Annotated in this window: 21 protein-coding genes; 4 read left to right on the top strand and 17 right to left on the bottom strand. The window is 69.6% G+C overall.

Annotation, left to right across the window (positions count from 1 at the left end; genetic code table 11):
• Positions 1 to 10 precede the first annotated feature (10 nt).
• Genes nadC through nadA form a run of 3 tightly spaced genes read right to left on the bottom strand, consistent with a single transcriptional unit; the run spans position 11 to position 3,509 of the window.
• Positions 11 to 874 (bottom strand): carboxylating nicotinate-nucleotide diphosphorylase, encoded by an 864-nt coding sequence (gene nadC / locus FCG67_RS21635; RefSeq protein ID WP_136911692.1) that lies wholly within the window; start codon positions 872 to 874, stop codon positions 11 to 13.
• A 38-nt stretch (positions 875 to 912) separates the two neighbouring features.
• Positions 913 to 2,478 (bottom strand): L-aspartate oxidase, encoded by a 1,566-nt coding sequence (locus FCG67_RS21640; protein ID WP_136911693.1) that lies wholly within the window; start codon positions 2,476 to 2,478, stop codon positions 913 to 915.
• Entirely contained in the window at positions 2,478 to 3,509 is a 1,032-nt protein-coding gene (gene nadA, locus FCG67_RS21645) for a quinolinate synthase NadA (RefSeq protein WP_077041882.1), read from the bottom strand. Before nadA ends, FCG67_RS21640 begins: the two co-directional genes overlap by 1 nt.
• 108 nt (positions 3,510 to 3,617) lie before the next feature.
• On the opposite strand from nadA, the gene FCG67_RS21650 reads away from it, so the two are divergent.
• A complete protein-coding gene (locus FCG67_RS21650) occupies positions 3,618 to 4,307 on the top strand; it encodes an NUDIX hydrolase (RefSeq protein WP_136911694.1) in 690 nt (229 codons plus the stop codon).
• On the opposite strand, the gene FCG67_RS21655 is transcribed toward FCG67_RS21650, so the two are convergent.
• From FCG67_RS21655 to bioB, 3 genes are read right to left on the bottom strand one after another with little or no spacing between them, the layout of a single operon-like run.
• The gene (locus tag FCG67_RS21655) at positions 4,304 to 4,882 is read right to left on the bottom strand and encodes a DUF2567 domain-containing protein (RefSeq protein ID WP_246045210.1); all 579 of its coding nucleotides are present in this window, start codon (positions 4,880 to 4,882) and stop codon (positions 4,304 to 4,306) included. The genes FCG67_RS21650 and FCG67_RS21655 overlap by 4 nt on opposite strands.
• Before the next feature lie 2 nt (positions 4,883 to 4,884).
• Positions 4,885 to 5,139, bottom strand: a complete 255-nt coding sequence (gene bsaP / locus FCG67_RS21660) for a biotin synthase auxiliary protein BsaP (protein WP_077041885.1) — start codon at positions 5,137 to 5,139, stop codon at positions 4,885 to 4,887.
• A 10-nt stretch (positions 5,140 to 5,149) separates the two neighbouring features.
• Complete coding sequence (gene bioB / locus FCG67_RS21665) at positions 5,150 to 6,163, bottom strand: biotin synthase BioB (protein WP_097214332.1); 1,014 nt, start codon at positions 6,161 to 6,163, stop codon at positions 5,150 to 5,152.
• Positions 6,164 to 6,288: 125 nt separating this feature from the next.
• Between bioB and FCG67_RS21670 the strand changes: the two genes are divergently transcribed.
• On the top strand, positions 6,289 to 6,876 hold the full coding sequence (locus FCG67_RS21670) for a TetR/AcrR family transcriptional regulator C-terminal domain-containing protein (protein WP_136911695.1): 588 nt from the start codon (positions 6,289 to 6,291) through the stop codon (positions 6,874 to 6,876).
• Between the two features lie 36 nt (positions 6,877 to 6,912).
• Here the strand turns inward: FCG67_RS21670 and FCG67_RS21675 are convergent, their stop codons facing one another.
• Positions 6,913 to 7,866, bottom strand: coding sequence for a DUF808 domain-containing protein (locus FCG67_RS21675; RefSeq protein WP_136911696.1), 954 nt, complete (start codon positions 7,864 to 7,866; stop codon positions 6,913 to 6,915).
• A 160-nt stretch (positions 7,867 to 8,026) separates the two neighbouring features.
• Here FCG67_RS21675 and FCG67_RS21680 point away from each other — a divergent pair, with 160 nt between their 5' ends.
• The gene (locus tag FCG67_RS21680) at positions 8,027 to 9,154 is read left to right on the top strand and encodes a lipase family protein (protein ID WP_136911697.1); all 1,128 of its coding nucleotides are present in this window, start codon (positions 8,027 to 8,029) and stop codon (positions 9,152 to 9,154) included.
• A gap of 20 nt (positions 9,155 to 9,174) precedes the next feature.
• On the opposite strand, the gene FCG67_RS21685 is transcribed toward FCG67_RS21680, so the two are convergent.
• From FCG67_RS21685 to FCG67_RS21705, 5 genes are read right to left on the bottom strand one after another with little or no spacing between them, the layout of a single operon-like run.
• Positions 9,175 to 10,131 (bottom strand): alpha/beta hydrolase, encoded by a 957-nt coding sequence (locus FCG67_RS21685; RefSeq protein WP_136911698.1) that lies wholly within the window; start codon positions 10,129 to 10,131, stop codon positions 9,175 to 9,177.
• Between the two features lie 44 nt (positions 10,132 to 10,175).
• A complete protein-coding gene (locus tag FCG67_RS21690) occupies positions 10,176 to 10,931 on the bottom strand; it encodes a succinate dehydrogenase/fumarate reductase iron-sulfur subunit (protein ID WP_136911699.1) in 756 nt (251 codons plus the stop codon).
• The gene (locus tag FCG67_RS21695) at positions 10,928 to 12,880 is read right to left on the bottom strand and encodes a fumarate reductase/succinate dehydrogenase flavoprotein subunit (RefSeq protein WP_136911700.1); all 1,953 of its coding nucleotides are present in this window, start codon (positions 12,878 to 12,880) and stop codon (positions 10,928 to 10,930) included. The genes FCG67_RS21690 and FCG67_RS21695 overlap by 4 nt, the downstream gene beginning before the upstream one ends.
• A gap of 52 nt (positions 12,881 to 12,932) precedes the next feature.
• Positions 12,933 to 13,751 carry a hypothetical protein gene (locus tag FCG67_RS21700; protein WP_136911701.1) on the bottom strand — a complete coding sequence of 273 codons (819 nt, stop codon included), beginning with the start codon at positions 13,749 to 13,751 and terminating at the stop codon, positions 12,933 to 12,935.
• Positions 13,748 to 14,032 carry a hypothetical protein gene (locus FCG67_RS21705; RefSeq protein ID WP_136911702.1) on the bottom strand — a complete coding sequence of 95 codons (285 nt, stop codon included), beginning with the start codon at positions 14,030 to 14,032 and terminating at the stop codon, positions 13,748 to 13,750. The genes FCG67_RS21700 and FCG67_RS21705 overlap by 4 nt, the downstream gene beginning before the upstream one ends.
• 138 nt (positions 14,033 to 14,170) lie before the next feature.
• On the opposite strand from FCG67_RS21705, the gene FCG67_RS21710 reads away from it, so the two are divergent.
• Positions 14,171 to 15,460: a cytochrome P450 gene (locus FCG67_RS21710; protein ID WP_169310590.1), complete on the top strand. Its 1,290-nt coding sequence runs from the start codon at positions 14,171 to 14,173 to the stop codon at positions 15,458 to 15,460.
• On the opposite strand, the gene bioD is transcribed toward FCG67_RS21710, so the two are convergent.
• The 5 genes from bioD to FCG67_RS21735 all read right to left on the bottom strand — a co-directional run bounded on the left by bioD (position 15,430) and on the right by FCG67_RS21735 (position 21,233).
• Positions 15,430 to 16,131, bottom strand: coding sequence for a dethiobiotin synthase (gene bioD, locus FCG67_RS21715; RefSeq protein ID WP_136911703.1), 702 nt, complete (start codon positions 16,129 to 16,131; stop codon positions 15,430 to 15,432). The genes FCG67_RS21710 and bioD overlap by 31 nt on opposite strands.
• Positions 16,128 to 17,315, bottom strand: a complete 1,188-nt coding sequence (locus FCG67_RS21720; protein ID WP_425467870.1) for an 8-amino-7-oxononanoate synthase — start codon at positions 17,313 to 17,315, stop codon at positions 16,128 to 16,130. Before FCG67_RS21720 ends, bioD begins: the two co-directional genes overlap by 4 nt.
• 42 nt (positions 17,316 to 17,357) lie before the next feature.
• Complete coding sequence (locus FCG67_RS21725) at positions 17,358 to 18,644, bottom strand: adenosylmethionine--8-amino-7-oxononanoate transaminase (RefSeq protein WP_136911705.1); 1,287 nt, start codon at positions 18,642 to 18,644, stop codon at positions 17,358 to 17,360.
• 27 nt (positions 18,645 to 18,671) lie between these two features.
• The gene (locus tag FCG67_RS21730; protein WP_136911706.1) at positions 18,672 to 19,922 is read right to left on the bottom strand and encodes a cytochrome P450; all 1,251 of its coding nucleotides are present in this window, start codon (positions 19,920 to 19,922) and stop codon (positions 18,672 to 18,674) included.
• Between the two features lie 123 nt (positions 19,923 to 20,045).
• Positions 20,046 to 21,233, bottom strand: coding sequence for a PucR family transcriptional regulator (locus tag FCG67_RS21735; RefSeq protein WP_246045211.1), 1,188 nt, complete (start codon positions 21,231 to 21,233; stop codon positions 20,046 to 20,048).
• Positions 21,234 to 21,420 lie beyond the last annotated feature (187 nt).

A 21,420-nucleotide genomic window follows, 5' to 3' on the forward strand; every position in this document is an offset into this window, starting at 1 on the left:
CAGGAAACGGCTACATGTCCAGGCCGAGATCCAGCACGGTCACCGAGTGCGTCAGCGCACCGACCGCGAGATAGTCCACCCCGGTCCGGGCGTAGTCGGCCGCGACGTCGAGGGTGAGCCCTCCGGAGGACTCGAGCTTGGTCTGTGGCGCCACCGCATTACGCCGCTGGACCGCGGTCTGCGTCTCCCAGAGCGCGAAGTTGTCGAGCAGCACCAGCTCGACACCCTCCGCGAGCACCTGGTCGAGCTGGGCCAGGCTGTCGACCTCGACCTCGCACTCGATGTCCGGGGCCACCGACCGCACCGCGTTGAGCGCGGCGACCACCGAGCCTGCCGCCGCGACGTGGTTGTCCTTGATCAGCGCCGCGTCCCCGAGGCCCATCCGGTGGTTGACCCCGCCGCCCATCCGGACCGCGTACTTCTGCAACGCCCGCAGCCCGGGCAGGGTCTTGCGGCTGTCGCGGATCCGGCAGTCGGTGCCCCGCACCTCCTCCACCCAGGCCGCGGTGGCGGTCGCGATCCCGGACAGGTGGCACATCAGGTTGAGCATGGTGCGCTCCGCAGTGAGCAGGTCCCTCGTCGGGGCCAGCACGCTCAGCACCGACTCCCCCGGCCGCACGACGGCGCCGTCCTCGACGCGCCCGAGCACCTCGTAGTTGCCCGCGCCGACCACCTCGTCGAGCACCAGCAGGCCCACGTCGATCCCGGCCACCGTGCCCGCCGCCCTGGAGACCACGGAGGCCTTGGCCACCGCGCCCTCGGGCACCGTCGCCACCGAGGTGATGTCGGGGCCGTACCGCAGGTCCTCGCCCAGTGCCACCCGCACCAGGGTGAAGATCTCGTCGCGGTCCAGGCCGTCGGCCAGCGTGGTCATCGTGCTCCTGTCGAAGTCGTCACAAGGGTCGTCTGTCTCTAGTTCGGGGCCGTCACGAGTTCGGGCAGCTCGAGTTCGCCGTCCGACCCCAGCCGCATCTCGATGCCGTGGCGCAACGACTCCGACGCCTCGGGGAAGTCGCTGCGGGTGTGGCAGCCCCTGCTCTCGGTCCGCGCGCGGGCCGCCAGCACCAGGGCGGCGGCCGTCACGGTGAGCGCCGCGTCCTCGAGACCCGTCGCGTCGGCCGGGACGAGCTCCGCCGACCCTGCGAGTTCGTGTGCCGCCGTAGACAATCCGGCCCCGTCCCGGACCACGGAGGCGTGCGCGGTCATCAGCGCCTGCACCCGATCCCTGGCGACGCGCGGCCGCGACCGCAGTTCCGCGGAGCCGACCTCGACCGGCAGTCCGGCCCGATCGGCGGCCGCGATGCCGGCCCGCTCCCCGACCACGAGGCCCTCGAGCAGGCTGTTGGAGGCCAGCCGATTGGCGCCGTGCAGGCCGGTGCGGGCGACCTCGCCCGCCGCGTAGAGCCCGGGCACCTCGGTGCGCCCGTGCACGTCTGTCACCACGCCGCCGCACGCGTAGTGCGCCGCCGGGGCCACCGGGATGAGTTGGTGCGCTGGGTCGATCCCCGCGGCCAGGCAGGACGCGGTCACCGTCGGGAACCGCTCCGCGAACCCGGCGAGCCCGCGCGCGTCGAGGTACACGTGGTCGGTGCCGAGGCGGCGGATCCGGTCCGCGATGGCGCGCGAGACCACATCACGCGGCGCCAGGTCACCCATCGGGTGCACCCCGTCCGTCACCGAGTCGCCGTTGCCGTCCACCAGGATCGCGCCCTCGCCGCGCACGGCCTCGCTGATCAGGGGCCGTCGGCCGATGCCACCGGGAGTGAACAGCACGGTCGGGTGGAACTGCACGAACTCGACGTCCGCGACGGCCGCACCGGCCTCCAGCGCCAGCGCGATGCCGTCGGCGGTCGCGCTGGGAGGGTTGGTACTGCACGAGTACAGCTGCCCGAGCCCGCCGGTGGCCAGCAGCACCGACGGCGTGTGGATCACACCGAGTCCCTGGTCGGAGAGCACCAGCAGACCCACCACACCGCGCTCGTCGGTGACGACCCGCGCGGCCGCGGCCCCGAACAGCACGGGCAGGCCCGCGGCGTTCAGCGCCCGCTGCACCTCGGCGCCGGTGGCATCGCCGCCCGCGTGGATGATCCGCCGGGTGCTGTGCCCGCCCTCGCGGGTGCGGGAGACCGCGCCGTCGCGGCCCCGGTCGAAGACCGCCCCGAGGTCGGTGAGCGCGGCGACGGCGTCGGCGCCGCCCGCGACGATCGAGCGCACGGCATCCTCGTCGCACAGCCCGGCGCCCGCCGCACAGGTGTCCGCCACGTGGGAGTCGACGGAGTCGGTCCGCAGATCACCGACGACAGCGATGCCGCCCTGCGCGTACTGCGTGGCGGTGTCGGTCGGTCCGCCCTTGCTCACCGTGAGCACCTTCAGGCCCCGCAGCGAGGCGGCGCGGGCCGCTGTCAGGCCCGCGACCCCGCCGCCGACGACCACGAGGTCGGCGTTCGCCTCCCAGCTCGCCCGGCCGGCAGGCGTCATTACTCGCCGCCGCCCGGGTTGCCGATCTCGATCATCCGCTGCACGGACTTGCGGGCCCGCTCGGCGGTGGCCAGGTCGACGTGCACCTCGTCCTTGCCTTCGATCAGGCAGCGCAGCAGCGCGGCCGGGGTGATCATCTTCATGTACGGGCACGAGGCACGGTCGTTGACGGCCTGGAAGTCGATCTCGGGCGCGGCCTTGCGCAGCTGGTGCAGCATGCCGACCTCGGTCGCGACCAGCACCTGCTTCGCCTTGCTCGCGCGGGCCGCGTCCAGCATGCCGCCCGTCGACAGGATCTTGACCTTGTCCTCGGGCACGAAGCCCTCGCCCGCGAGGTACAGCGCGGAGGTGGCGCAGCCGCACTCCGGGTGCACGTACAGCTCGGCGTCGGGGTGCGACTTGGCCTGTGCGGTGAGCTCGTCACCGTTGATGCCGGCGTGCACGTGGCACTCGCCCGCCCAGATCTGCATGTTCGTCCGGCCGGTGACCCGCTTGACGTGCGCGCCGAGGAACTGGTCCGGCAGGAACAGCACCTCGCGGTCGGGGTCGATCGAGTTCACCACGTCGACCGCGTTGGACGAGGTGCAGCAGATGTCGGTCAGGCCCTTCACCTCGGCCGTGGTGTTCACGTACGACACCACCACCGCGTCGGGGTAGTCGGCCTTCCACGCCCGCAGGTCGTCCGCGGTGATCGAGTCGGCCAGCGAGCAGCCTGCGCGCTCGTCGGGGATCAGCACGGTCTTGCTCGGGCTGAGGATCTTCGCGGTCTCGGCCATGAAGTGCACGCCGCAGAACACGATGGTGTCCTCCGGCGCCTCGGCGGCGATCCGGGACAGCGCCAGCGAGTCGCCGACATGGTCGGCCACGTCCTGGATGGCGGGCAGCTGGTAGTTGTGCGCCAGCAGCGTCGCGCCGCGCTCCTTGGCGAGCCGCCGGACCTCGGCCGCCCACTCCGGAGTGGCCTCCACACCTGTGTAACCGCCGGGTGCGTCCGTGATCGAACCCGCACCTGCCCACAACGTCGATGTCATGGCCTTGCTCCTTCACCGTGGATCCGGTCGGTCTGCGCCGGATCTGCCATCCGATTCCCCACACGTGCGGGTTTCGATTTTCGGGGTTTTCGACTTAGGATCGAAAACATGCCCCATCGTAGCACCGTCCACGAAGTGCTCACCGCGGTCTTCCAGGTTCGTGACTTCGACGGCCGCCCCGAACTGGCGGTCCTGCTGTGGCAGCGAGCGCTGGACCCACAGAAGAGCACCTGGTCGCTGCCCGGCGGACAGCTCTGCGATCACGAGGACCTGATCACCTCGGCACGGCGTCTGCTCGCCGAGAAGGTCGACGTGCGCGAGGTGGCGCATCTGGAGCAGCTCTCGGTGTTCAGTGATCCCGCCCGGGTCCCCGGCGACCGGCGGATCGCGTCGACCTTCCTCGGGCTGATCCCCCTGCCCTCCGATCCGCACCTGCCCCCGGACACCGCCTGGCACCCGGTCTCCGCACTGCCCGAGATGTCGTTCGACCACGGCGTGGTGGTCGAACACGCCAGGGCGCGGTTGGCGGCGAAGCTGTCGTACACCAATATCGCCTTCGCCCTGGCCCCCGCCGAGTTCGCGATGTCGACGCTGCGCGAGATCTATTGCGCCGCACTCGGGTATCAGGTGGACGCCACCAACCTGCAGCGGGTGCTCGGCCGACGCGGGGTGCTCACACCCACCGGCACTACCGCGCCGTCGGGCAAGGCGGGCGGTCGTCCGCCCGCGCTCTATCGGTTCGCCGAGTCGCGGCTGCGCGTCACCGACGAGTTCGCCGCCCTGCGACCGCCGAGCTAGGCCTCCAACCGACTGTGCACCTGCTGGGGCATCGGCCCTGGAAGGTCGCCGGCAGGTGCACTCTCGTCGGGAGCCGGGGCGACACCGAGGTCGTCGCGCGGGCTCATCGAGGCGAGCACCAGGTACACGAAGGCCGCCACCAGCGGCTGCAGGATGAGCACCATCGCGGTGCCCAGCCCAGGCGAGACCGGGACGATCTGCCCGGTGACGGCGTCGGGCAGATCAGGGAACCGGAGCCCCGCGACCCCGAGGCCGACCACCGCGGTGGTTGCGGCGCCGACGGCCGATCCGATCAGCAGGCCGATCAGCACGACGGGACCGCGCACCGAACGCCACAGCCAGGCCGCCGACGCGCTCAGCACGCCCACGGTCAGGCCGGCGCACAGGAACAACGCGACCGCATCGAACTGGTGGCCGCTCTCGGATGTCAGCGACGCCGCGCGACCGCCGGAGACCACCAGGAAATGCTGTGCGGGCACGAGCAGCCCCCACCCGATCCCGGCGAGCGCACTGGCCGCGACCACCGCCACCACGATGCGCGCGGCGGCACGGATCTCCGACCTGTCGACGGCCACGGTCAGCGCTGGCCCAGGTAGCTGGAGTCCAGGACGCCGTGCCGGGAGCACTTGGCCCACCACCCGTCGGGGCTGATCTGCACGATCATCCGCCTGCCGCAGTCCTCGCAGAAGCGCGGCGGCTCCAGGCCGAGCTGAGCGGCGGCCGGAATGGTGTCGTCGAAGCCCGGCACCACCCGCCGACCGGTGAACGGGTTGTAGCGCTCGACGATCTCGTCGACGGGCGCGGCATTGCTCAGCTCTTGAGGGAACGTCACGTATCCAACCCTAGATGGTGTCGTTGAGAACCTTGATCGGCATCTGCAGCTCGCCGAGCAGGTCGAGGTCCTGTTCCGCGGGGCGGCCCAGCGTGGTCAGGTAGTTGCCGACGATGACGGCGTTGATTCCGCCCAGGATGCCCTGCTTGGCGCCCAGGTCGCCGAGGGTGATCTCCCGGCCGCCCGCGAACCGCAGGATGGTGCGCGGCAACGCCAGCCGGAAGGCGGCGACGGCACGCAGCGCGTCGCTTGCGGGCAGCACCTCGAGGTCACCGAAGGGGGTGCCCGGGCGCGGATTCAGGAAGTTCAGCGGCACCTCGTCGGGGTCGAGCTCGGCCAGGTTGGCCGCGAACTCCGCGCGCTGCTCCAGCGTCTCACCCATGCCGAGGATGCCGCCGCAGCAGACCTCCATGCCGGCCTCGCGGACCATCTTCAGGGTGCCCCAGCGCTCCTCCCAGGTGTGGGTGGTGACCACGTTCGGGAAGTGCGACTTGGAGGTCTCGAGGTTGTGGTTGTAGCGGTGCACACCCATCGCGGCGAGCTGGTCGACCTGCTCCTGGGTGAGCATGCCGAGCGAGCACGCGATCTGGATGTCGACCTCGTTGCGGATGGCCTCGATGCCGGCCGCGACCTGCGCGAGCAGCTTCTCGTCCGGTCCGCGGACGGCGGCCACGATGCAGAACTCGGTGGCGCCGGACTTGGCGGTCTGCTTGGCGGCCTCGACCAGGCTCGGGATGTCGAGCCACGCGGCGCGAACCGGGGAGGCGAACAGTCCGGACTGCGAGCAGAAATGGCAGTCCTCGGGGCAGCCGCCGGTCTTGAGGCTGATGATCCCCTCGACCTCGACCTCTGGTCCGCACCACTTCATCCGCACGTCGTGGGCGAGGCCGAGCAGATCCTCGAGGCTCTCGTCCGGCAGCTGCAGCACGGCGAGCGTCTGCTCCTGGGTCAGTCCCTCACCGCGCTCGAGGACCTGTTCCCTGGCGACGGCGAGAATGTCTGTGCGGGCTGGGGCCTGGGTCACTGCAACTCCTCGGGGGCTGGACACGGTGCCGCAACTTGAACACCGTGCAAGTTGAACGGCGTTCAGGTTAGGGTCGTGGTGGAATGGTGTCAAACGCCACACGACAACTCAGGGGATGACGAACAGTGCAGCTGCGACGCGGTGACGTCCTCGGTGGCGCGATCGCCATCCTCGACGAGTACGGCCTCGGGGACCTCACGATGCGCAGGCTGGCCACCTCGCTCGGCGTACAGCCGGGAGCGCTGTACTGGCACTTCCCCAACAAGCAGACCCTGCTCGCGGCGATCACCGACGAGATGCTCGCGGGCGTCTCGGCGCCTATCGAGGTCAAGGACTGGGATGCCCGGCTGCGCACGGTTGCGCACCGGATGCGCGACGCGCTGCTCGCGCACCGCGACGGCGCCGAGCTCGCTGCCGCCTCCTACGCCGCGCGACTCGCCACGAACGGCGCGCACGCGACGCTGGCGAGCACCTGCGGGGACGCGGGCCTGCCCGACCACGAATCCGAACTCGCAGCCGACGCGTTGCTCTACTACATCCTCGGCCAGACGATGGACGAGCAGTCCCGCATGCAGATGGACAGCCACGGCGCTCTCGCCGAGGACGCGTCGCCCCTCTACGACAGCACCAGCGGGACGGCACGCTTCGAGTACGGCCTGGAACTGTTCGTGGACGGAGTGCGCAGCAGGCTGAGCGAGCACGCCGGGCGCTGATACGGGGCCATTCGCTCGGCCTCGGGCCCGGACGCGTCAGTGCGCCGAGGCCGCCTTCTGCCGCTTCGGGATCAGGTGCACGATCAGTACGACGATCGCGCCCACGGCGAGCCCGACCAATGCGGACACCACTGTCCCCGCGCTCCAGGACAGAAATCCGCTGACGCCGCCCTGCACGAGACCGGCGAACCAGTGTTCGACGTCGTGCAGGCGATCGGCCGGCCAGTGGAATCCGGCCTCGCCGACGTTGACGAGCAGGATGTGTCCGCCGACCCACAGCATCGCGGCGATCCCGACGACGGTGAGCACCGACATCACCTTCGGCATCGCGGCCACGAGCCCCCGGCCGATCCGCCGACTGAAGGACGATTCGCGTCGGGCGAGCGAGAGGCCCACGTCGTCCATCTTCACGATCAGCGCGACCACGCCGTACACCAGGGCGGTGATGAGGAACGCGACGACGATGAGCACCAGCAGCCTGGTGAGGAACGGTTCGTCCTCGACCGACGACAGGGAGATCACCATGATCTCGGCGGACAGGATCAGGTCGGTGCGGATGGCGCCGCTGACCATCGTCTTCTCGTGGTCGGGACCGATCGCAGCCGCGGGTGCGGCCGCGTCGTCATGGTGGCCGCCGCCGAATGCCTCGTAGACCTTCTCGGCGCCCTCGTAGCAGAGGAACAGACCACCGGCGATCAGCAGATAGGGCAGGGCCTGCGGCAGGAACTGGCTCAGGATCATCGCAACCGGCAGGATGATCAGAAGCTTGTTGCGGATCGACCCCATGGCGATCTTGCGGATGATCGGCAGCTCCCGCTGCGGCGAGAACCCGTGCACATAGCGTGGTGTGACGGCGGCATCGTCGACGACCACGCCCGCTGCCTTGATGCTGGCCTTGCCGGCCGCCGCCCCGATGTCGTCGAGGGACGCCGCGGCCACTTTCGCGATCGCTGCGACGTCGTCCAACAGGGCGACGAGACCACCAGCCACGGGGAACCTCCCACAGTTCGGATGTGCAGAACAGGTCGAACCCCATGCGCACGCGGGTCGACACCGAACGGTACCGAATCCATGGTGTCGATTCCGCATTCGCAGGCCTGCGCCCCCGAAACCCGGTTCAGACCCACGCCTTCGGTTCACAATTGTGTGTATGTTCGCGCGACTCGCAGCGACCACCGTGCTGGCGACGGCCCTTGTCGTCGCCACCCTCCCCGCCGTCCCGGCCCTTGCGGAACCCGCGAGCGGCCCGCCCGGCACCGTCGTCTCGTCGGGACCACTCGTGCGTGAGTATTGGATCCCCGATGCGGCGGACGCCCACCTGGTGACCTACCGGTCCACCGGCCCTGGCGGCAGTCTGGCGCTGAGCACCGGCGCGGTCTTCATCCCGCAGGGCCAGGCCCCGCCGGGCGGCTGGCCGGTGGTGTCCTGGGGGCACGGCGCGATCGGGCTCGCAGATCACTGCGCGCCGACGGCCACCGGAATCCTCGGCGGCGGCTACCTGACGCGCTGGCTCACGCAGGGGTACGCCGTGGTCGCGACCGACTACGTGGGCCTGGGCACCCCCGGGATCCACCCGTATCTCGACGGCAGGTCGGAGGCGTACAGCCTCATCGACATGGTCCGCGCCGCCCGCGAGATCGCCCCGTCCCTCTCCCGGAAGTGGGTGGCGCTCGGTCAGTCTCAGGGCGGCCAGGCCGCGATGGTCGCCGCCTCGCTTGCCACCTCGTACGCCCCTGAGCTCGACTACCGGGGTGCCGTCGGCCTCGGAGTGCCGTCGAACATCGAGAACCTCGCCCCGCTCGGCGGCCCGGCCTTTCCGGAGCTCCCGCTGACCGGCACCACGGTGTTCATCTCGTACATGCTGGCCGGGCTGCGGGCCACGCGCCCCGATATCGACGTCGACGGCTACCTCAGCCCGCTCGGCCGCGAGGTGCTGGACCGGGCCGAATCGCTCTGCTACCCCGAGGCGGCGGAGGCGTTCGCAGGGATCTCGATCGGCGAGTTGCTCTCCCGGCAACTCGACGACCCGGTGATCCTGTCCGCGCTGCGCGAGATGCTGGAGATCCCGACCCGCGGATACGACCGCCCGTTCTTCATCGGGCAGGGCATGCTGGACGAGGTGGTGCCGGCGCCGCTGACCCTGAAACTGGTCGCGGACCTGACCGGCAATGGAGAACGGTTCACCTTCCGGGCCTACCCGGCCGGACACCTCGGGACGATGCGGTTGTCGCTACCCGACGCGACGGACTTCGTCCGCGAAGCCTTCCGAGCGCCATGAGCCCACGCGCGCCGGGACCCTCAGTCCCCGTGCAGCGCCCGGTGCAGCGTGGTCGTCGCGAGCAGCATCGCGGCGCGGGCGGCGTGCGTGTCGGCCAGCGCGTTGAGCATGACGAAGTCGTGGATCATGCCCTGGAACCGGACCGCGGTCACCGCCACGCCCGCGGCGCGCAGCTTGTTGGCGTAGGCCTCGCCCTCGTCGCGCAGGACGTCGGCCTCCCCGTTGATGACCAACGCAGGCGGCAGGCCCGCGACCATCTCCTCGGTGGCGCGCAGCGGCGAGGCCAGCACCTCCGCGCGCTGGCCCGGATCGGCCGTGTACTGGTCCCAGAACCAGGCCATCGCGCCCGCGGTGAGGAAATAGCCGTCCGCGAACTGGCGGTACGACTCCGTGTCCTGGCCTGCGTCGGTCACCGGATAGAAGAGCACCTGCTGGCGGAAGTCGGGCCCGCCGCGCTCCTTCGCCATCAGGGTGAGAGCGATGGTCATGTTGCCGCCCACGCTGTCACCCGCCACCGCGAAGCGGGTCGCGTCGAGACCCGCTTCGGCGCCATGCTCCGCGATCCAACTCGCGGTGCCGTAGATCTCCTCGATGGCCGTCGGATACTTCGCCTCGGGCGAGAGGCTGTAGCTCGGGAACACCAGGGCCGCATTCGCGCCCACCGCCAGCTCACGGATGAGCCGGTCATAGATGTGCGTGTTGCCGAAGACCCATCCCGCACCGTGGTTGTACTGGATGACGGGCAGCGTCCCGCTCGCACCCTTCGGCCGAACGATGCGGACCGGCACCTCCCCCGACGGTCCGCCAGGGATCACCCGGTCCTCGATCTCGACCGGCGGGGCGACCGTGTCACCGGCCTGCACCTCGTCGAATTTCGTGCGGCCGTCTGCCACGGGCAGCTCGTAGATGAACGGCGGCGCCGCCGTCGCGTCCGCAAACTCCTTGGCGTCGCGCTCGAGAACCGGCTCGTTGGACATCGGAGCTTCCTTCCCTCGTCGAACATGGTGTCCGCCGACCGGGTTCAGCTGTCGCCGCGCCGGAACAGTTTGTTGCCCAGCCAGACGATCGGGTCATAGCGCCGGTCGACGACGCGTTCCTTCATCGGGATCAACGCGTTGTCTGTGATGCGGATGTTCTCCGGGCACACCTCGGTGCAGCACTTGGTGATGTTGCACAGGCCCAGTCCCTGTTCGTCCTGCGCGGCGTCGCGCCGGTCGGCGACGTCGAGCGGGTGCATCTCCAGCTCGGCGACCCGCATCAGGAAACGCGGTCCCGCGAAGGCTTGCTTGTTCTCCTCGTGGTCGCGCACCACGTGACAGGTGTTCTGACACAGGAAGCACTCGATGCATTTGCGGAACTCCTGCGATCGCTCCACATCCACCTGCTTCATCCGGTACTCCCCCGGCTTCAGCCCCGGAGGTGGCGTGAAAGACGGGATCTCCCTGGCCTTCTGGTAGTTGAAAGACACGTCGGTCACCAGGTCCCGGATCACCGGGAAGGTCCGCATCGGGGTGACGGTGATGACCTCGTCCTCGGTGAACGTGGACATCCGGGTCATGCACAACAGCCGCGGCCTGCCGTTGACCTCGGCCGAGCACGATCCACACTTGCCCGCCTTGCAGTTCCAGCGAACAGCCAGATCCGGCGCCTGGGTGGCCTGCAAGCGGTGGATGATGTCGAGGACCACCTCACCCTCGTTGACCGGTATCGAATAGTCCTGCAGGTCACCGCCGTCCACGTCCCCGCGCCACACCTTGAAGCTCGCGTCGTAAGTCATGACGGGCCCTCGCTTCCTATTCCGGCCGAGTCCGGGTGATCGGCGAGTTCGGCGTCGGTGTAGTACTTGGCCAGTTCACCGAGATCGAAGAGCGCCAACAGGTCCGCGCGCATCGGCTGCTGGGGTTCGGGCGCGACCGTGACATCGGGCACCACGGTGTCCGCCGCGGTGTCGGCGCCGCCGACCACGCTGCACACCAGCAACGTGCCTCGCCACCCCGGGTCCATCGCCGGGTGGTCGTCCCTGGTGTGCCCGCCCCGGCTCTCGGTCCGCATCAAGGCCGCCTTCGCGACGCACTCGCTGACCAGCAGCATGTTCCGTAGGTCCACCGCGAGGTGCCAGCCGGGGTTGAACTGCCGGTGCCCCTCCACAGTGACGCCGGGGATCCGCCGCCTGATCTCCTCCAGCTTCGCCAGCGCCTCCCGAATCTCGCCGTCCGTCCGGATGATGCCGACGAGATCGTTCATCGTCTGCTGGAGCTCGGTGTGCAGTGTGTACGGGTTCTCCGCAGCCTCGCCCTCAGCCGGCGGATCGAACGGTGCCAGCGCCATCGCCGCTGCCGCGGTCACGTCGGCCTCGTCGATCACCGGTCTGCGCTCGAGCGACTCCAGGTAGTCCGACGCCCCGAGGCCGGCACGACGACCGAAGACCAACAGGTCCGACAGCGAGTTCCCGCCGAGCCGGTTCGACCCGTGCATGCCGCCCGAGCACTCCCCCGCCGCGAACAGGCCGGGGAGGCTGGACGATCCGCTGTCGGGGTCCACCTCGATGCCGCCCATCACGTAGTGACAGGTCGGCCCGACCTCCATCGGCTCCTTGGTGATGTCGACGTCGGCGAGCTCCTTGAACTGGTGGTGCATGGACGGCAGCCGACGCACGATCTCGTCGGCGGGCATCCGGGAGGCGATGTCGAGGTAGACGCCCCCGTGCGGCGTCGACCGCCCGGCCTTGACCTCCGAGTTGATCGCCCTGGCCACCTCGTCGCGCGGCAGCAGGTCGGGCGTGCGGCGGTTGTTGTCCGGATCGGTGAGCCAGCCGTCCGCCTCCTGCTCGGTCTCGGCGTACTGGCCTTTGAACACCGGCGGGATGTAGGAGAACATGAACCGCTCGCCCTCGGAGTTCTTGAGCACCCCACCGTCGCCGCGGACGCCCTCGGTCACGAGGATCCCCTTCACGCTCGGCGGCCACACCATCCCCGTCGGGTGGAACTGCACGAACTCCATGTTGATCAGGTTCGCTCCCGCCCGCAGGGCCAGGGCGTGTCCGTCGCCGGTGTACTCCCACGAGTTCGAGGTGACCTTGAAGGACTTGCCGATCCCACCGGTCGCCATCACGATCGCGGGCGCGTCGAACAGGATGAACCGCCCGGATTCGCGCCAGTAGCCGAACGCGCCCGCGATCCGGCCGTCCTCTCGCAGGAGCTCGGTGATGGTGCATTCGGCGAACACCTTGATCCGGGCCTCGTAGTCGCCGGTCTCGGCGAAGTCCTCCTGCTGCAGGGCGACGATCTTCTGCTGCATGGTGCGGATGATCTCCAGGCCGGTGCGATCCCCCACGTGCGCCAGCCGCGGATAGGTGTGGCCGCCGAAATTGCGCTGGCTGATCCGGCCGTCCTCGGTCCGATCGAACAGCGCGCCATAGCTTTCCAGCTCCCACACCCGGTCGGGCGCCTCGCGCGCGTGCAGCTCGGCCATCCGCCAGTTGTTGAGGAACTTGCCGCCGCGCATGGTGTCCCGGTAGTGCGCCTGCCAGGAGTCCTTCGAGTTGGCATTGCCCATGGCCGCCGCGCAGCCGCCCTCCGCCATCACCGTGTGCGCCTTGCCGAACAACGATTTGCAGACCACCGCGACCGAATGACCGCGTTCGCGGGCCTCGATGACCGCGCGCAGTCCCGCGCCTCCCGCGCCGATCACGACGACGTCGTAGGTGTGCCGTTCGACCTCGGCCACGGGCGGTCCCCCTTTGATCTCGGTTGGAGCTGGGATCGATCAGTGCTTGAGCTCAATCAATGAAACGCAGGTCCGAGATGGTGCCGCTGGCGACGAGCATGATGTAGAAGTCCGTGATCATCAGCGTCGCGAGCGTCGTCCAGGCGAGCTGCATGTGCCGGGTGTTGAGCCTGCCGACCAGGGTCCAGAGCCGATACCGGACCGGGTGCGCCGAGAAGTGCTTGAGCCGGCCACCGGTGATGTGCCTGCACGAGTGGCAGGACAGCGTGTACGCCCACAGCAGGATCACGTTCACCAGCAGGATGACGTTCCCGAGGCCGAAGCCGAACCCACCGCTCTCGCCGTGGAAGGCCGCGATCGCGTCGTAGGTGTTGATCAGCGAGACGATCAGCGCCGCATAGAAGAAGTAGCGGTGCGAGTTCTGCAGGATCAGCGGCAGCCGCGTCTCGCCGGTGTACCGCGCGTGCGGCTCGGCGACCGCACACGCGGCGGGCGCCAACCAGACCGAGCGGTAGTAGGCCTTGCGGTAGTAGTAGCAGGTGATCCGGAAGCCGAGCAGGAACGGCAGCACCAGGAAGCCGAGTGGTATCCACATCGGCAGCTCTCCGATGGGCGTACCGAAATGGCTGGACCCCGGCACGCACGAGTCGCTCAGGCACGGCGAGTAGAACGGGGTCAGGTAGTGGTATTGGTCGACCCAGTAGGCGGTGCGGACCCAGGACCGGATGCTCGCGTACACGACAAAGGTGGCCAGCCCCAGCGTCGTCAGAAGTGGGGTCAGCCACCATCGGTCGGTCCGTAGGGTGCGCGCGGAGATCCGCGCACGCGAGGGTCCGGTGACGCCACCGGACACCTTGGCCGGCGCGCTCACCGGCGCTCGTGGGGATGACCGCCTACGCCCTCGTCGTCAGCGCCCAGCCAGAGCGTCTGGTCATATGGGGTGTCCGGCACGGGCACCCGCTCGTGCTGCCCGCCGTGCGCCATCCGGGGAGGCGACTCGTCGAGGTCACCCGCGTCGAGCTCCAGACGCTCCACGTCGTTGGCCAGCCTGCGGACGGCCGCCGCGTCGCCGTAGACCGTGCGGAGCGAACCGACGCACTGCCGCAAGTGCCCGATCGTGCGCTGCAGCTCCATCATTTCGGTGTTGGACATTCGAACCTCCGAGACCCGATGATGTGATTGCTATCACACTACGGTAAGCGCATGGCCACGACCCCGCATCCGACTGCGCAATTCGTCGGAACCGCTCCGGAATCGGGCGCCGTGCCGGACCGACAGAAGGGTGTTCGCATGGTGTCGCAGCGTGGTCGTCGAGCCGCTCCGCAGGCTCAGATCCCCGGACTCGACCTGCCCGCGGGATTCGATTTCACCGATCCCGATCTGTACGTGACGGGCGTGCCGCACGCGCAGCTGGCCGCGCTCCGTGCGCACTGCCCTGTGTGGTGGAACCCGCAGCCGCCCGACGTCGGCGGCTACCGCGACGAGGGCTATTGGGTGGTGACCAAGCACGCCGACATCCGGGAGATCTCGCGGAACTCCGAGCTCTTTTCGAGCTGGGAGAAGACCGCAATGGTCCGGGTCGAGGACGACATCACGCCGGAGAACGTCGAGATGCAGCGGCTCATCATGCTGAACAAGGACGCACCGGAGCACACCACGCTGCGCAAACTCGTCGCCCGCGGGTTCACGCCACGGGCGATCTCGAACCTGCGCGCGACCCTCGCGGAACGCGCCGAGAAGATCGTCGCGTCCGCCGCGACGGCGGGCAGCGGCGACTTCGTCTCGCAGGTCGCCTGCGAGCTTCCATTGCAGGCCATCGCCGAACTGATCGGCGTGCCGCAGGAGGACCGCCGCAAACTCTTCGACTGGTCCAACGAGATGACCGGCGGCGACGACCCCGACTACGACACGGACCCGCTGACCGCCTCCGCGGAGATCCTCGGGTACGCCTACCAATTGGCCGACGCCCGCCGTCAGTGCCCGGCCGAAGACATCGTGACGACCCTGATCCAGGCCGATATCGACGGCGACGAGCTCACCCCCGAGGAGTTCGGGTTCTTCGTGATCCTGCTGACGGTGGCGGGCAACGAGACCACCCGCAACGCCATCACCCACGGGATGATCGCGTTCCTGGAGAACCCGGACCAGTGGGAGTTGTTCAAGCGCGAGCGGCCGGCAACGACCGCCGACGAGATCGTCCGCTGGGCGACGCCGGTGACCGCGTTCCAGCGGACCGCGACCGCCGACACGGTGCTCGGCGGGCAGCAGATCCGCAAGGGCGACCGGGTCGCGATGTTCTACGCCTCCGGGAACTTCGACGAGGACGTGTTCGACAATCCGACGAGGTTCGACATCACCCGGGATCCCAACCCGCACCTGGGCTTCGGCGGCTCGGGTGCACATTTCTGCCTCGGCTCGAACCTCGCCCTGCTCGAGATCGACCTGATCTTCAACGCACTGGCCGACCGGATACCGGACATCTCCCGCCTCGGCGACCCGCAACACCTGCGCTCCGGCTGGCTCAACGGGATCAAGCGGTTCGACGTCGACTACGGAAGCGGCTGCCCCGTCAAGCACTGAGCGACCGCCGGACCGAACCACCCGGGCGCCGCGGCCGCGAACGCCTCACGCGCGAGCACGGCCGAGCCGGCCGGGACCAACCCGAGCAGCGGCACTCCGGTCAGGTCGGCGAGTTCCTCGAGGTTGCACCGCGCGGCGAGATCCGGCTCCGACGGCCAGGACCCGATGACCAGACCCACGCAGGGCACCCCGGCGGATTCGAGCGCGCGCACCGTCAGGGCGCTGTGGTTCAGGGTGCCGAGTCCCGCCGCGGCGACCACGAGGACCGGGGCACCGAGCTCCCGCGCCACGTCGACGAGCGTGAACCCGTCCGCCCCGAGACGAACCAGCAGCCCGCCCGCGCCCTCGACGAGGGTCAGGTCGTGGGTGGCGTCGAGCGCACGGGCCGCGGCCACCACCTCGGCACACTCCAGCTGGGGCATCCCCGCCCGGCGAGCGGCGGTGTCGGGGGCGAGCGGCTCCGGGTACCGGGCCAGCTCCAGCACCTCGTCCACGCCCGAAAGCCGCTGCACCTCGGCCAGATCCCCCGGCTCGCCGACGCCGACGCCGGTCTGCGCCGGCTTGCACACGGCCACCGTGCGACCGGCGGACAGCGCGACCGAGGCGAGCGCGGCGGTCACCACGGTCTTGCCGACGTCCGTCGAGGTACCGCTGATGAGCAGCACGCTCACGCGGGCGCCCCGGCGAGGATCTCGGTGAGAACGGTCTCGATGGTGGCGAGCTCGTCGGGCGTGATGGTCGCTCGCGCGGTCAGGCGCAGCCGGGAGGTGCCCTCCGGCACCGACGGCGGGCGAAAGCAGCCGACGTGCAGTCCGCGTTCGCGGCAGGCCTGGGCGGCGTCGAAGGCCCGCTGAGCGTCACCGAGCACCACGGAGACCACCGCGGACTCGGGTTCGCCCACGGCCGTGCCGACGGGCGGCACCGCCGCCGTGCCGACGGGCGGCACCGCCGCCGCGATCCGGGCCAGGTCGCGGGCCCTGTCGAGCACCGCGGTCGCCCGTTCGGGCTCCCGGCGCAGCACCCCGAGCGCGGCCCGCGCGGCACCGACCGCGGCGGGCGCGAGCCCGGTGTCGAAGATGAAGGCGCGGGCGGCGTCGATCAGGTGCGCGCGGATCCGGGCGTCGCCGAGCACCACGCCGCCCTGGCTGGCCAGGGACTTCGACAGCGTCGCGGTGATCACCAGATCCGGCTCCCCCGCCAACCCGACCTCGTGCACGAGCCCGCGCCCGCCGTCGCCCCGCACCCCAATCGCGTGGGCCTCGTCCACCAACAGCACCGCACCGTATTCGCGGCAGACCCGGTGCAGTGCGCGCACCGGCGCCAGGTCGCCGTCGGCGCTGAACACCGAGTCGGTGAGTACCAGGGCGCGCTCCTCGGTCCTGGTCGCGAGCGCGTCGCGGACAGCGTCCACGTCACCGCGCGGGCTGACCTGCACCCGCGCCCTCGACAGCCGACAGGCGTCGACGAGCGAGGCGTGGCTGCCCGCGTCGGAGACGATCAGAGAGCCCTTGCCGGACAGCGCGGTGACCACGCCTAGGTTCGCCGCGTACCCCGAGGAGAACACCAGCCCTGACTCGGCGCCGACGAACTCGGCCAGCTCCCGCTCGAGCAGTTCGTGTTCGGTGGTGGTCCCGGTGACCAGGCGCGATCCGGTCGCGCCCGCGCCCCAGCGGCGCAGCGCCGCCATCGCGCCGTCGATCACCTCCGGGTGCCGGACCAGACCGAGGTAGTCGTTGGAGGCCAGGTCGATTGTCGCCGGGGCAGGCGTGCGCGGCCGCAGCTCACGCCGCAGCCCGGCGTCGCGGCGCCGCTGCGCCACGTCGTCCAGCCAGCTCAGTGCGTCATCGTTACCCACGATGACGCACCATACGCGCTCACTTGAACGGCGTTCAAGTCATCAGGCAGTCGCCCGCGCCGCCGCCACCATCCCCGCCGCGATCGCCGCGACCTCCTCGGGGGTACAGATGTACGGCGGCATCGCGTAGATCAGCTTTCCGAACGGCCGCAGCCACACGCCCGCTGCCACCGCCGCGTCGGTGGTGAGCCGCATGTCCACCGGCCGCTCCATCTCGATCACGCCGATCCCGCCGAGTACCCGCACGTCTGCCACCCCTGGCAAGTCCCGGGCAGGTGCCAGCCCGGCCGCCAGCCCGGCGCCCAACGCTGCCACCTCACCGCACCAGTCCCGTGAGAGCAGCAGCTCGACCGCCGCCACGGCGACCGCGCAGGCGAGCGGGTTCCCCATGAACGTCGGGCCGTGCATCAGCCCACCTGCCTCCCCCGCGCTGATCGTCGCCGCGACCGCGGTGCTGCACAGCGTGGCGGCGAGGGTCATGTATCCCCCGGTCAACGCCTTGCCCACGCACATGATGTCGGGGGCGACACCGGCGTGATCGGCCGCGAACAGAGCCCCGGTGCGGCCGAAGCCGGTGGCGATCTCGTCGAACACCAGGAGCAACTCGTGTTCGTCCGCGAGGCGACGCAACTCGCTGAGGTACCGCGGATCGTGGAAACGCATGCCGCCCGCGCCCTGCACGACGGGTTCGACGATGATCGCGGCCAGCTCGTCCCGGTGCTCGTTCAGGATCCGCTCGAACTCGGCGACATAGGCCGGGTCGAACTCGCTCGGCGGGATCGGTGCGAACACCTGCCGGGTCAGCACGTCCGTCCACAGCGAGTGCATGCCGCCATCGGGGTCGCACACGCTCATCGGCGCGAAGGTGTCGCCGTGGTAGCCGCCGCGCCAGGTCAGCAGCCGATTCTTCGCGGGCCGACCGATCGCCCGCTGATACTGCAGGCACATCTTCACGGCGACCTCGACGGACACCGACCCCGAGTCGGCCAGGAACACCTTGTCCAGCCCCGCCGGGGTGATCTCGACGAGCAGCTCCGCCAGCCGGGCCGCAGGCTCGTGGGTGAGCCCGCCGAACATGACATGGCTCATCCGCCCGAGCTGGGCGGTCGCGGCGGCGTCGAGCACCGGGTGGCGGTATCCGTGCACGGCCGACCACCACGAGCTCATCCCGTCGATCAGTTCCGTGCCGTCGGCCAGCGTCAGCCGGACCCCGCTCGCACTGTCGACCACCAACGCGCTGGTGGACGCCGGAAACGCGCCGTACGGATGCCAGAGGTGCTCGGCGTCGATGCGGGAGATCTGATCTGCGGTCAGCGGGGGTCGGGACACACCAGGACCCTAGCGAGCCGCCGCGAGCTACCCGTGCTGGACCGGGCAGCCACCCCGGTAGTCGACCTGGAGCTCCTTGATCCCGTTGATCCACCCGGACCGCAGCCGACGCGGATCGCCGATCCTGCTCAGGTCCGGCATGTGGTCTGCGATCGCGTCGAACATGAGCCCCACCTCCATGCGGGCCAGATTCGCGCCGACGCAATAGTGGGCGCCGGTGCCGCCGAAGCTCAGGTGCGGATTCTCGGCCCTGGTGATGTCGAATTCCATCGGGTTCTCGAAGACGTCCTCATCGAAGTTCGCCGACGCGTAGAACATCACCACCCGGTCCCCCGCCGCGATCTCCTGGCAGCCGAGCTGGGTGTCACTGAGTGCGGTCCGCTGGAACGCAGTCACCGGTGTCGCCCAACGGATGATCTCGTCGACGGCGGTCGCCGGCCGCTCCCGCTTGTACAACTCCCACTGGTCCGGATGATCGAGGAACGCCATGATCCCGTGCGTGATCGCATTGCGGGTGGTCTCGTTCCCCGCGACGGCCAGGATCAGCACGAAGAACCCGAACTCCTCCGAGGTGAGCGCCTCGCCATCCACATCCGCCTCGACGAGGGTCGTCAGCAGGTCGCCCGCCGGACACTGCTTGCGCTGCTCCGCCATCAGGTACGAGTACCCCAACAGCTCCGTCGTGGCGGTGACCGACGCCGCCGCGAACTCCGGATCGTCGTATCCCATCATCTGATTCGACCAGTCGAAGATCTTCCCGCGATCATCCTGCGGCACGCCGATCAGCTCGGCGATTGCCTGCAGTGGGAGTTCGGCGGCCACCTGCGTCACGAAGTCTCCCGTGCCGCCCGCCGCCGCCTGCTTCACTATCGATTCCGCGCGCGCCTGCAACGCCGGGCGCAGGTCCGCGATCGACCGCGGGGTGAACGCCCGGGAGATCAGCTTCCTGAGCTTGGTGTGCTCGGGCGCATCCTTGTTGAGAAGCAGGTTCCGCAGCATGTCGATCGTCTCGCGCGGGGTGTCATCGGCGAACCTGGGGATCGCCGAGTTCTGCCAGGTGGAGAAGACGGCGCCGTTGCGCGAGACCTCCTTGACATCGGCGTGCTTGGTGACGGCCCAGTACCCGCCGTCACCGAAGCCGCCCTTGTCCGGCGACTGGGGGCTCCACCAGACCGGCGCGGTCCTGCGGAGGTCCGCGAACTCCTCGGCGGGCAGCCGGGCTTCGTACACGGCGGGATCGGTGAGGTCGAAACCGTCCGGGATATTCGGTGTGCGCACTGCAATCTCCTCGTCCTCGGGTGAGTGTCATGACGAGCGTCACACGGCGAAAAGGGCTAGTGCTTGGCAGATTTCGCCAAGCCCGTCACCGTGATTTGTGTGACCCACACACCGGGGCCGCGATCACCGGCCGAAGGTGTCGAAGCACTCCAGCGCCAGCTCCAGCGGCAGACGGTTCGTCGCCAGGTCCCGGCCGAGGACCTCTTCGACCCGCTGGATCCGATATCGAACGGTGTTCTTGTGCACGCCCAGCCGCCGCGCCGCGGCCTCGTGGTTCCCCCAGCAGGACAGGACGGCGCGGACGGTGTCACGCAGGCGTTCGGAGGCGGCGTCGTCGCCCAACATGCCCCGCAGCTCACGTTCGACGAGGGCGGACCGGGCAGCAGGATCCTGCGACACCAGGGACACGACCTCGACGTCGCGGTAGCGGGTGAACGTGCGGCGTTGCCTACCGTTCTCGGCGATCGACCGGGCGGCCTGCGCCTCGCGGTGACTGCTCCGGAACCCGTCGATCCCGGAGCCAGGGCCACCGATCGCGATCCGGACTCCCGCCGGGACCAGCGCAGAATGCTGCGGATCGGTACCGAGCAGATCCCCGCCGACCATCCAGGCCCACAGCCCCCTGGCGCCGGACGGCACGCAGAGCAGGTCGGTGACGGACACCGCCCTTGCCAGCCGCAGGACGGTCGGCTCCAGGTCGGCGACGGGGTCGAATCCAGGCGCGGCGTCCTCCGCCCACACGATCAGGGCGGAATGCGACCGGTGCAGCGGGTACGCCATCCGAGCGGACGCCTGAGCGATGTCGACGGTGGTGCCGTCCAGGATCTCCCGGACGGTGCCGATGCGCTGCGAGAACGCACCTCGCAGCAGGCTCTCCCGCTCGCGGGTGTACGTCGTGTTGAGCTCCTCGAGCATCGTGTTCATCAACTCACTGGTCTGCTCCCACATCATCGTCATCAGCGCCACCGCGAAGTCGCTCGGCAGATCCTGCTGGGCGACGAACTCGGTGGCGAACCCGAGCACGGCGCGATGGCAAGCGTGGTCGAACTGGGACAGCACCCGGAGTTCGAGGCCACGGCGGGCGATGGTCCGAGCGAGCGCGTGGCACTCACCGGAGACGATCAGCGTCGCGCGGGCTCCGTCGACCGGGATCTCCGCGCCGAGGAATACCCGGAACTGGCTCCGGATCGCGACCTTGAGGTCGCGCTGCAGCTCCGCATCCGCCGCGAGCTCGGGAACGTCCGCGCAGATCGACGAATCGAGCCGGTCGATGAACCCCTCGAAATCGGCGCGACTGAATGTCGAGCTCACGTACTCCCGCATCCATCGCGCTGCGGACCCCGGACTGATAGTCGACCCCATGAGCACATTGTGTGCAGATCGCACAATCCCCCGACGTCGTATGGCATGAATGTCCAAACAGGCACGGATGAATTGTGCGAATCGCACATATCGATCGAGGGCGGCCCGTTGCCGCGGGACCGCGACGTCGACAGGA

This window comes from Rhodococcus oryzae, from assembly GCF_005049235.1.
Lineage (GTDB): Bacteria > Actinomycetota > Actinomycetes > Mycobacteriales > Mycobacteriaceae > Rhodococcus_G > Rhodococcus_G oryzae.